This is a genomic window from Microbacterium paludicola (genome assembly GCF_039529675.1).
GTDB lineage: Bacteria > Actinomycetota > Actinomycetes > Actinomycetales > Microbacteriaceae > Microbacterium > Microbacterium paludicola.
The window spans coordinates 128024-138866 of record NZ_BAAANG010000004.1; the positions used below are offsets into that span (position 1 = coordinate 128024).

Consider the following 10843-nt stretch of genomic DNA (forward strand, 5'->3'; position numbering starts at 1 on the left):
GCGGTTCCTAGACTGGGGGAATGCGGATCCTGGCGGCGATGAGCGGTGGAGTGGACTCCGCCGTGGCCGCGGCGCGCGCGGTCGACGCGGGGCACGAGGTTGTGGGCGTTCACCTCGCGCTGTCCCGCGCGGGCGGCACGCTGCGCACCGGCAGCCGCGGCTGCTGCACGATCGAGGACGCGATGGATGCCCGCCGTGTCGCCGACAAGCTGGGCATCCCGTTCTACGTGTGGGACTTCTCCGAGCGGTTCCGCGACCACGTGATCGACGACTTCGTCGCCGAGTACCAGGCGGGTCGCACGCCGAACCCGTGCATGCGCTGCAACGAGAAGATCAAGTTCGCCGCGCTCCTCGAGCGGGCGCTCGAGCTCGGCTTCGACGCCGTCTGCACCGGTCACTACGCGATCCTGCGCGAGGGCGAGCGCGGGCTCGAGCTTCACCGCTCCAGCGAGGAGGCGAAGGATCAGTCGTACGTGCTCGGTGTGCTGACCGCCGAGCAGCTCGCGCACACGTACTTCCCGCTCGGTGAGACGCCGTCCAAGGCGCTCGTGCGCGCCGAGGCCGAGGCGCGCGGCTTCACGGTGGCGAAGAAGCCCGACAGCTACGACATCTGCTTCATCCCGGACGGCGACACGCGCGGGTGGCTCGCCGACAAGGTCGGCACCGCGCCGGGCGAGATCCTCGACCGGGAGGGCGCGGTTGTGGGCTCCCATGACGGCGCGCACGCGTTCACGGTGGGACAGCGCAAGGGGCTGCGTCTTGGCGTTCCGGCGCCGGATGGGAAGCCGCGATTTGTGCTGGAAGTGCGGCCCGTGACGAACACCGTGGTTGTCGGGCCGAAGGAGGCCCTCGCGATCGGCGAGCTCGCCGGCGCCCGCTTCACGTGGGCCGGTGCCGCGCCGCTCGACGCGACCACCCCCTTCCGGTGCGATGTCCAGGTGCGGGCGCACGCGGATCCGGTTCCCGCCGTGGCAGTGGTGCGCGACGGCGAGCTGATCGTGACGCCGGATGACCCGCTGCACGGCGTCGCGCCCGGCCAGACGGCCGTCATCTACGACGGCACGCGCGTGATCGGCCAGTGCACGATCGACCGCACGGTGTCGGCCCTTCCTGCGGGCGTCTAGCCCGTCCGGTCTGCGCTCGGCAAGCCCCGGGGGATGTCCCACCCCCTTCGTAGACTTGGGGCGTGGCTGACGACGCGCGTGACCTTCCCGATCTGACCCTCGACGAGGCGCGCGCCGAGGCGCGAGAGCTGACCGAGCGGATCCTCGAGGCGAAGGACGCGTACTACGGGCGCGACACCTCGCTGGTGGACGACGCGACGTACGACGGGTGGATGCGGCGTCTCGAGGCGATCGAGCGCGCGCATCCCGAGCTGGCGGGTCAGGACTCGCCGACGCAGATGGTGGGCGCGGCCGAGGGCACGACCCTGGCGACCATCGAGCACGCCGAGCGGATGCTCAGCCTCGACAACGTGTTCTCGATCGACGAGCTGCGCGAGTGGGCCACGAAGGCGCAGGATGCCGCGGGCAGGCAGGTCGCGTGGCTCACCGAGCTGAAGATCGACGGCCTCGCGATCAACCTGCGCTACGAGAACGGGGTGCTGACGTCCGCCGCGACGCGCGGCGACGGCCGCGTGGGCGAGATCGTGACCGAGAACGCGCTGCGCCTCGCCGACATCCCCGAGCGCCTCGCGGGGGAGGGGCATCCGCGCATCGTCGAGGTGCGGGGCGAGGTGTTCATCCCCGTCGAGGCCTTCGAGAAGCTGAACGCGCTGCAGGCCGACCTGCGAGACCGCGCCGTTGCCGAGGGCCGAGAGCGCGCCGAGTCGCGCGGGCGCCCGTTCGACGAGGACAAGGCGCTGCTGTCGGCCGTGCGCCGGTTCCCCGCCTTCGCGAACCCCCGCAACGCCGCGAGCGGCGGCCTGCGCCAGCAGATCGAGAAGAAGTCGGGCCTCGAACTCGAGGCAGCCCTGGCTCGCGTCGGATCGCTGCGCCTCTACGTGCACGGCATCGGAGCGTGGCAGAACCCGCCGGTCGAGGCCCAGAGCGAGGTCTATGCGCTGCTCAAGGAGTGGGGTCTGCCGATCAGCCCGCACCCGAAGGTGTGCGCCTCGATCGACGAGGTGCTCGCCTTCGTCGAGTACTACGGCGAGCACCGCCACTCGGTCGAGCACGAGCTCGACGGCATCGTGGTCAAGGTCGACGAGCTCGCGCTCCACGACGAGCTCGGCGCCACCAGCCGCGCACCGCGGTGGGCGATCGCGTACAAGTACCCGCCCGAGGAGGTGCACACGCGGCTGCTCGACATCGTCGTGTCCGTCGGTCGCACCGGTCGGGCGACGCCCTACGCCGTGATGGAGCCCGCCCACGTGGCCGGATCCGTCGTGCGGCAGGCGACCCTTCACAACCAGGACGTCGTGAAGGCGAAGGGCGTGCTGATCGGCGACACGGTGGTGCTGCGCAAGGCGGGCGACGTGATCCCGGAGGTGCTCGGACCGGTGGTCGACAAGCGCGACGGCACGGAACGCGCGTTCGTGATGCCGGCGGAGTGCCCCGAGTGCGGCACGCCGTTGCGCCCGATGAAGGAGGGCGACATCGACCTCCGCTGCCCGAACGCGAAGGACTGCCCCGCGCAGGTGCGCGGCCGCGTCGAGCACATCGGGTCCCGCGGCGCCCTCGACATCGAGGCCCTCGGCGAGGTCACGGCGGCGGCGCTCACGCAGCCGGATGTGCCGGCCGATCCGCCGCTTCACACCGAGGCCGCGCTGTTCGACCTCACGCTCGACCAGATCGTTCCCATCGAGGTCGTGGTGCGCGACGCCGAGACGGGCGAGCGTCGCGTCGACGAGAAGACCGGCGAGTACGTGCGCCGCGCGCCGTTCCGCCGCAACCCGACAGCCGCCGAGCGGAAGGAGGGCAGGGAGGGACCGCAGCCGTCCTCGCAGGCCCTGAAGCTGATCGACGAGCTCGAGAAGGCGAAGACGAAGGATCTGTGGCGCCTGCTGGTGTCGCTCAACATCCGGCACGTCGGCCCCGTCGCCGCCCGCGAGCTGGCGACGTACTTCGGGTCGCTCGACGCGATCCGCGCAGCCTCGCGCGAGGAGCTCGCCGGCGTCGAGGGCGTCGGGCCGATCATCGCCGACTCGCTGCTCGAGTGGTTCGAGGTCGACTGGCACATCGAGATCCTCGACCGCTGGCGCGCGGCGGGCGTGAGGTTCGAGACCCCGGGGCATCGCGGTCCCGGCGCCGCGTCGGCCGGGGGCGGCGTCCTCGACGGGCTCACGGTCGTGGCGACGGGCTCGCTCGAGGGCTACAGCCGCGAGGGTGCGCAGGAGGCGATCATGAAGGCCGGCGGAAAGGCGGCCTCGAGCGTCTCCAAGAAGACCGACTTCGTCGCGGCGGGGCCCGGCGCGGGCTCGAAGCTCGCCAAGGCCGAGCAGCTCGGTGTCCGCATCCTCGACGCGGCGCAGTTCCACATCCTCGTCACCGAGGGGCCCGGCGCACTGCCGCCGGCCGCCGAGGCCGGCGCCGGCTGACGCTCACTGCCCATCGAGCTCGTCGAGCAGCTCCACGGCGGCGCGCGCGTACTCGCCGATCCACCGGTCATGGATGCGCTTGATCGGCAGGGGAGCGAGCGTCAGACGCCGCTCGCGGCCGACGCGGTGGCCGATCACGAGCTCGGCGCGCTCGAGCACCCTCAGATGCTGCAGTGCCGTCGTCCGGTCGAGCTCCGGGAATCTGCCGCACAGCTCGCCCGTCGAGCACGGCCCCTCCCGGAGCACGTCGAGCATGCGCCGCCGCGTCGACGATGCCAGGGCCTTGAACACCCGCTCGTCATCGGCGTCATCGCTCTTGCGTGGCGCATCAGACATGTTGTAAATATCACATGAACGACACCGAGCCCCTGTCCGAGCTGCGCTTCACCGTCTCGGGTCGCGTGTCGCGCCCCGTCGCCGACGTGTACGAGGCGGTCGCCGATCCCGGCCAGCTCTCCCGCTACTTCACGACCGGAGGGGCGCGCGGGCGGCTCGAGGCCGGCGCGGATGTCACGTGGGACTTCGCCGACTTCCCCGGCGCGTTTCCGGTCACGGTGGTCGAGGCACAAGCCCCGAACCGGATCGTCATCGAATGGGATGGCGCAGAGACGGCCGGGGGCCGCGGCACAACGCGCACGACCTTCGAGTTCGCGTCGATCGATGACGGCACGCGCACCCTCGTCACGATCACGGAGGAGGCCTGGGCGGCGACGGCGTCCGGCGCGAAGAGCGCGTTCGGCAACTGCGAGGGCTGGACCGGGATGCTCGCCGCGCTGAAGGCCTGGGTCGAGCACGGCATCAACCTGCGCGAGGGGTTCTACCGCTGAGCGGCGCGCCGGCGCGGGTGGCCGAATAGGCTCGGAGACATGGAACCGCGCACCCTCGGCCGCACCGGCCGCGACGTCTCGACGATCGGCCTCGGAACCTGGCAGCTCGGCGCGGATTGGGGCGATGTCGCGCAGAGCGACGCGTTCGCCGTGCTCGACGCCGCCCACTCGTCCGGCGTCACGATCTTCGACACCGCGGATGTCTACGGCGACGGCCGCAGCGAGCAGACGATCGGGGAGTGGCTGCGCGCCAACCCCGACTCCGGTGTGTTCGTCGCGACCAAGATGATCCGCCGGGCGGACGCCCCGGATCTGGCGCACGCGACGCTCGAGAACTTCCGCGCCTGGACCGACCGCTCCCGCCGGAACCTGGGCGTCGACACGCTCGACCTCGTGCAGCTTCACTGCCCCACGAGCGACGTGTACGAGACCGACCGCGTATTCGACGACCTCGACACCCTGGTGGCGGACGGCGCCATCGCGAACTACGGCGTGAGCGTCGAGACCGTCGCCGAGGCCCTGCGCGCCATCGAGCGCCCCGGCGTGGCGAGCGTGCAGATCATCCTGAACGCGTTCCGTCGCAAGCCGCTCGAGGAGGTGCTTCCGGCGGCGATCGCCGCGGGCGTCGGCATCATCGCGCGCGTGCCGCTCGCGAGCGGGCTGCTGAGCGGCCGCTACACGCGGGAGACGACGTTCGCGGAGAACGACCACCGCAACTACAACCGCGACGGGTCGGCGTTCGACGTGGGCGAGACGTTCTCGGGCGTCGACTACGAGACGGGTGTGGACGCCGCCCAGCGCTTCTCCGCCCTTGCGCGCGAGGCGGGCCTCGAGCCGGCCACGGCGGCCCTCGCGTGGGTCGCGCAGCAGCCAGGGGTGACCACGGTCATCCCCGGCGCGCGGAACCCCGAGCAGGCTCGCGCGAATGCCGCGGCCGGTGAGGTCGGGCCGCTGCCGCAGGACTTCCTCGACGCCGTGCGCGACCTGTACGACGAGGCCATCCGCCCGCTGGTGCACGACCGCTGGTAAGCCCGAAACGAGGAGATCCGCGCTCCTGAGGAGGATTCAGTCCGAAACCTCCTCGCGAGCGCGGATCTCCTCGCGAGGCGAGGTGCCGTCAGTCCTTGCGGTGGCGGGGCTTGCGGGGCCCGCGGTCGTCGCGGTCCTGACCGTGCGCGTCGCCGTCGCGCGAGGGGCGCCGGCCGCGGGGGCCGCGATCCGGGGCGATCTCGATGAGCTTGCCCGAGATGCGGGTGTCGCGCAGCTTCTCGAGCACACGGCGGTCGAGGTTCGCGGGCAGCTCGACGATCGAGAAGTCCGGACGGATCTGGATGGCCCCGAAGTCGTCGCGCCCCAGGCCGCCCTCGTTCGCCAGCGCGCCGACGATCTGGCGCGGCTCGACGCGGTGACGACGCCCGACCTCGATGCGGTACGGCTCGTAGTCGCCGCGGCCGCGGCGCGGCGGGCGATCCTCCCGGGTGCCGCGATCCGATGCGGTGCGCTCGCGCGGGGGCCGGTTGTCGGCGGCGACTGCGGCGGCGAGCTGGTCGTTCTCGGCCTCCATGAGCAGCGGCTTGTCGCCCTGGGCGACGATCGCGAGCGCGGCGGCGACGTCCACCTCGGGCACGTCGTGGTTGCGCACGTAGTGGGCGATCACGTCGCGGTACGCGTCGAGCCGGCCGGTGTCCTGCAGCGCCTCGGTGATCGCGTCGTCGAACCGGGCGAGGCGCGTGCTGTTGACGTCCTCGGCCGTGGGCAGCTGCATCTGGGCGGGCTGCTGACGCGTCGCCTTCTCGATGTGGCCGAGCAGGTAGCGCTCGCGCGGGGTGATGAAGCTGATCGCGTCGCCCGTGCGGCCCGCGCGGCCCGTGCGGCCGATGCGGTGCACGTACGACTCGGTGTCGGTCGGGATGTCGAAGTTGACGACGTGGCTGATGCGCTCGACGTCGAGGCCGCGGGCGGCGACGTCAGTGGCGACGAGGATGTCGAGCTTCGCCTCCTTGAGCTGGTTCACCGTGCGCTCGCGCAGGTTCTGGGGGATGTCGCCGTTGATCGCCGCGGCGGAATAGCCGCGGGCGCGCAGCTTCTCGGCCAGCGTCTCGGTCTCGTTCTTCGTGCGGACGAAGACGATCATCCCGTCGAAGTTCTCGACCTCGAGGATGCGCGTGAGGGCATCCACCTTCTGCGAGTACGACACGACGAGGTAGCGCTGGGTGATGTTGGCGTTCGTCGCGGTCTTCGACTTGACCGAGATCTCCTGCGGGTCGCGCAGGTACTGCTGCGCGATCCGGCGGATCTGCGCCGGCATGGTCGCCGAGAACAGCGCGACCTGCTTCTCCTCGGGCGTCTGCGACAGGATCTGCTCGACGTCCTCGGCGAAGCCCATCTTCAGCATCTCGTCCGCCTCGTCGAGCACGAGGTAGTCGAGCTCCGACAGGTCGAGCGTGCCCTTGGCGAGGTGGTCCATCACGCGGCCGGGGGTGCCCACGACGATCTGGACGCCGCGGCGCAGCGCGGACAGCTGCACGCCGTAGCCCTGGCCGCCGTAGACGGGAAGCAGGCGCACGTCGGGCATCTGCGCCGCGTACGACTCGAAGGCCTCGGCCACCTGCAGCGCGAGCTCGCGGGTGGGGGCCAGGACGAGGGCCTGCGGCACCTTGCGGTTGACGTCGAGTCGCTGCAGGATCGGCAGCGCGAACGCCGCGGTCTTGCCCGTGCCGGTCTGCGCCATGCCCACCACGTCGCGCCCGCTCAGCAGCGTCGGGATCGTCGCCTGCTGGATCGGGGAGGGGGTCTCGTAACCGAGGTCGCGGATCGCGGACAGGACGGATCCGGTGATCCCGAGCTCCTCGAAGCCGGGGGTGGCAGCCGTCTCGGTCAGAGTGTCATCTTCAATAGGCACGTGGCCACGGTAGCCCCTGCCCCTGTCAGTACGCCTGACTCGCCGACCGGGCGCCCGCTGATCAGGACGCGCTGGCGGTGAGCTGGAGGATCTGCTCCTTCACCTGCCGGCGCAGCACCTTGCCGATCATCGACTTGGGAAGCTCGTCGACGATGAAGATGCGGCGGGGGACCTTGTACGGGGTGAGGGTGTCGCGCACGTGCGTGCGCACCGCCTCCACGTCGATCTCGGCGCTCCCGTCGGTGACGATCGCGGCGACGACCTCCTCGCCACTGCGCGCGTTCGGCAGGCCGACGACCGCGGCGTCGGCGATGCCGGGGTACTGCCGCAGGGCGGTCTCGACCTCGGTGGGCGCGACGTTGAAGCCGCCCGTGATGATGAGCTCCTTGATCCGGTCCACGATCCGGACGAACCCGGCGTCGTCGATCGTGACGATGTCGCCGGTGCGGAACCAGCCGTCGACGAACACCTCCTCGGTCTCCTCGCGCTTGCCGTAGTAGCCGCCGAACACCTGCGGGCCCCGCACGATGAGCTCACCCGGCTGACCCTGCTCCACGTCGCGCGTCGGCTCATCCGGGTCGACCACGCGGCACTCGGTGCCCGGCAGCGGCAGGCCCACCGATCCGGCGACACGGTGGGAGGCGACCGGGTTCGCCATCAGCACGGGCGAGCACTCGCTGAGGCCGTAGCCCTCGACGAGGAAGCCGCCCGACTCGGCCTCGAAGGGCTCGACGAGGTCGGCGGACAGCGCCATGGCACCGGAGATCGCGATCTCGGTGCCCGCGAGCGACACTCCGCGCTCCTTCGCCCGCTTGAGGAGGCGCTCGGCGATGGGAGGAACGAGCGGCAGGAACGTCGCCGGGTGCTTCTTCACGACGTCGAGCACCATGTCGGGGTCGAACTTCGGGAACAGCACGAGCCGCGCGCCCATCGACATCGCGAAGGTGAGGCACAGCGTCAGTCCGTACGCGTGGAACATCGGCAGCACGGCGTACACGTTCGTGCCGCGGCCGCGCGTGATCGTCGGCACCCAGGCGCGGGCCTGCGCGGCGTTCGCGAGCAGGTTCCGGTGCGTGAGCGAGGCGCCCTTCGGCGTGCCGGTGGTGCCCGACGTGTACTGGATGATCGCCAGGTCGTCGGTCGCCGGGCCGGGATGGGAGGCCGGCAGGGGAGCGGCCCGCAGCAGCTCCTCCCACTGCGGCACGCCGTGGACCCGTTCGGTCAGCTGCGCCCGCGATTCGCGGGCCTTGGGGATCGGCAGGCGCAGCGCGGCGCGCATCGGCAGCGGCATCGCGCGGGTCACGTCCACGGAGATCAGGTTCCTCACGGCGAGGTCGGCGGGGAACTGCTGCACGGTGCCCACGACCTTGCTCCACACGATCGCGTGCTTCGCGCCGTGATCCTCGAACTGCTTGCGCAGCTCGCGCGGCGTGTAGAGCGGGTTGTGCTCGACCACGACGGCACCGAGGCGCAGGATCGCGTAGAACGCGATGATGTGCTGCGGGCAGTTGGGAAGGATGATCGCGACCGGATCGCCCTTGCGCAGGCCGCGCGCGTGGAGGCCGGCAGCAGCGCGATCGATCGCCGCGTTCAGATCGGCGTAGCTCGTTGTGCGGCCGAAGAACTGCAGCGCCGGCGCGTCGGCGAACTCGCGCCCGGAGGCGGCGACGAGGTCGGGAAGCGACCCGCTGATCTCGTCGAGGTCGGTGGGGACTCCAGCGGCATAGCTGCTCACCCAGGGGCGCGGCGGATCGAAGGTCGTCACGCGACCAGCCTAGCCGTCGCCGGCCTGGTGCCCGACCTCTTCGCCGCACTCATCGACGTGCCCTTTCTGTGTCATTTCCGCCGGGCGGTCGATATCGGCGGCCGTGATCCCTACGTCGAAATCACGCGATATCTCTCGGTGAACCGTGAATCTGCCAACCAGGTCTTCGCGGTCCTCTCCGCTTTCGACGGCGTGAACTTCGCCAAACGCGCGACCGCTCCCTCGCTGTACTCGGTCGGACTCATGGACCCGACATGCCCGCCGTCGACCGTATTCGCTGCCTACAACCATCACGCCGCGGCTGAGAAGGACATCGCCGTGTACCCCTTCAACGGGCACGAGGGCGGCGGGTGGACCCAGAAGATCCGCCAGACCGAATGGCTCAACAGTCTCCTCACGCGCGAGGGCCGGTAAGTCGTCGCGCGTGACATCGCACTCGCATCCATCCGCATCATCGAACAAAGGAGTCCACGATGGACAGCGCAAACAGACGACGTAGGGGCATGGGGGTGCTTGCGACCCTCGCCCTGGCCATCGGGCTGGTGGTGGCCGGGGGTGCGCCCGCTCAGGCCGCGCCCGCCACGATCCAGCCCGTGCCGATCACCGCGGCGCATGCCGTCTCTACCGTCTATTCCCTCACCGTCAACGGCACCCCGGTTCCGGTGAACGGATACGCGAACTACGGAGACGGTTACGACTACGCCGAGTTCGCGATGGGTACAGGCATCGCGCAGATCACCATCACCAAGCTCGACGGCACGGCGGTGTCGAAGACCTACATCACCCCGATCAAGGACAGCCACGTCGCGACGCACAGCGGTGCGAGCTCGACCTTCACGATCTCCGCACCCAAGTACCTGATCGTGAAGCTCGACACCGGGCGCAGGATCATCATCTCCGCCGAGGCCGCCGAGACCAACGTCCCGGCCGCCAGCGGGCCCGGTATCTTCCGCGTCGGCTCTGCCGCATATCCCGCGGATCCGTCGGGAAACACCCTGTCCACCACAGGTGTGCAGGCCGCGATCAACGCCGCTAGCGCGTACGGCACGGCAGGCGGGACGCGCGGGATCGTCTACGTGCCGGCCGGCGTCTACACGCTCGCGAACATCGAGCTGCGCAGCAACATCGACGTGTATTTCGCGCCGGGTTCCGTGTGGCGCATGCGGGCCGACAAGAGTCTCTACACCGTCGATGCGCACAAGAGTTCGCAGAACCGGGACCTCACATGGTGGATCCAGACCGAGTTCGGGTCGGAGAACATCACGATGCGCGGTCGGGGCACGCTCGACGGCAACGGGAAGGCGGCGTTCGCGTCGGGCTTCGGTATGAACATCCTCGCGCCGATCGCCACGAGCAACTTCCGCCTGGACGGCCTGACCATCCGGGAGGCCGCAAGCTGGGCCGTCATCCCGACCCGCTCCGACGACCTCGAGTTCACCCACATGAAGATCTTCAACCGGTTCGACATGGGTGAGAACGACGGCATCGACGTCATCGAGTCGCAAGACGTGCTCGTGCAGTACGGAATCGCGATCGGTCATGACGATCCGTACAGCACGAAAAGCTGGCCGAAGAGCGTCGGCATCACCATCAACTGGCCCGGTGACCCCGAGGTCGTCCAGAACGTCGCCTTCGATCGCCTCATCTCGTGGACCGGATGCTTCGGTTTCAAGGTCGGCCAGGGCGTCGTGTCGAGTCACACGGACGTCCGGTTCACCAACAGCGTTATTCACGACTCATCGGTCGGGAGGGCGTGAGGAACGAACTGGTGACAGGTTCGGTTTAGGCCGCGAGTGTGAGCGGCTCGGCTA

Annotated in this window: 9 protein-coding genes; 6 read left to right on the forward strand and 3 right to left on the reverse strand. The window is 70.2% G+C overall.

Going from position 1 to position 10843, the window contains the following annotated elements; translation table 11 throughout:
* Nucleotides 1-20: 20 nt before the first annotated feature.
* Nucleotides 21-1124: a tRNA 2-thiouridine(34) synthase MnmA gene (gene mnmA / locus ABD161_RS05235; protein WP_344000330.1), complete on the forward strand. Its 1104-nt coding sequence runs from the start codon at nt 21-23 to the stop codon at nt 1122-1124.
* 62 nt (nt 1125-1186) lie between these two features.
* A complete protein-coding gene (gene ligA, locus ABD161_RS05240; RefSeq protein WP_344000332.1) occupies nt 1187-3538 on the forward strand; it encodes an NAD-dependent DNA ligase LigA in 2352 nt (783 codons plus the stop codon).
* A gap of 3 nt (nt 3539-3541) precedes the next feature.
* Here the strand turns inward: ligA and ABD161_RS05245 are convergent, their stop codons facing one another.
* Nucleotides 3542-3874 carry an ArsR/SmtB family transcription factor gene (locus tag ABD161_RS05245; protein ID WP_344000334.1) on the reverse strand — a complete coding sequence of 111 codons (333 nt, stop codon included), beginning with the start codon at nt 3872-3874 and terminating at the stop codon, nt 3542-3544.
* 14 nt (nt 3875-3888) lie between these two features.
* On the opposite strand from ABD161_RS05245, the gene ABD161_RS05250 reads away from it, so the two are divergent.
* Together ABD161_RS05250 and ABD161_RS05255 are read left to right on the forward strand one after the other, a co-directional pair.
* Nucleotides 3889-4365 (forward strand): SRPBCC domain-containing protein, encoded by a 477-nt coding sequence (locus ABD161_RS05250; RefSeq protein WP_344000336.1) that lies wholly within the window; start codon nt 3889-3891, stop codon nt 4363-4365.
* Between the two features lie 39 nt (nt 4366-4404).
* Nucleotides 4405-5394 carry an aldo/keto reductase gene (locus ABD161_RS05255; protein ID WP_135112104.1) on the forward strand — a complete coding sequence of 330 codons (990 nt, stop codon included), beginning with the start codon at nt 4405-4407 and terminating at the stop codon, nt 5392-5394.
* An 88-nt stretch (nt 5395-5482) separates the two neighbouring features.
* On the opposite strand, the gene ABD161_RS05260 is transcribed toward ABD161_RS05255, so the two are convergent.
* Both ABD161_RS05260 and ABD161_RS05265 read right to left on the reverse strand, forming a co-directional pair.
* A complete protein-coding gene (locus ABD161_RS05260; RefSeq protein WP_344000339.1) occupies nt 5483-7267 on the reverse strand; it encodes a DEAD/DEAH box helicase in 1785 nt (594 codons plus the stop codon).
* A 61-nt stretch (nt 7268-7328) separates the two neighbouring features.
* Nucleotides 7329-9032 carry a long-chain-fatty-acid--CoA ligase gene (locus tag ABD161_RS05265; protein WP_344000341.1) on the reverse strand — a complete coding sequence of 568 codons (1704 nt, stop codon included), beginning with the start codon at nt 9030-9032 and terminating at the stop codon, nt 7329-7331.
* Between ABD161_RS05265 and ABD161_RS05270 the strand changes: the two genes are divergently transcribed.
* Both ABD161_RS05270 and ABD161_RS05275 read left to right on the forward strand, forming a co-directional pair.
* Complete coding sequence (locus ABD161_RS05270; protein WP_344000356.1) at nt 9018-9446, forward strand: acetylxylan esterase; 429 nt, start codon at nt 9018-9020, stop codon at nt 9444-9446. The two genes, ABD161_RS05265 and ABD161_RS05270, sit on opposite strands and share 15 nt — an antisense overlap.
* 59 nt (nt 9447-9505) lie before the next feature.
* Nucleotides 9506-10789 carry a glycosyl hydrolase family 28 protein gene (locus ABD161_RS05275; RefSeq protein WP_344000342.1) on the forward strand — a complete coding sequence of 428 codons (1284 nt, stop codon included), beginning with the start codon at nt 9506-9508 and terminating at the stop codon, nt 10787-10789.
* Nucleotides 10790-10843 lie beyond the last annotated feature (54 nt).

Excerpts from the sequence above, each read along its gene's own strand:
- mnmA (WP_344000330.1), top strand. The coding sequence starts at position 21 with ATGCGGATCCTGGCGGCGATGAGCGGTGGAGTGGACTCCGCCGTGGCC.
- ABD161_RS05245 (WP_344000334.1), bottom strand. The coding sequence starts at position 3,874 with ATGTCTGATGCGCCACGCAAGAGCGATGACGCCGATGACGAGCGGGTG.
- ABD161_RS05255 (WP_135112104.1), top strand. The coding sequence starts at position 4,405 with ATGGAACCGCGCACCCTCGGCCGCACCGGCCGCGACGTCTCGACGATC.
- ABD161_RS05275 (WP_344000342.1), top strand. The coding sequence starts at position 9,506 with ATGGACAGCGCAAACAGACGACGTAGGGGCATGGGGGTGCTTGCGACC.
- ABD161_RS05250 (WP_344000336.1), top strand. The coding sequence starts at position 3,889 with ATGAACGACACCGAGCCCCTGTCCGAGCTGCGCTTCACCGTCTCGGGT.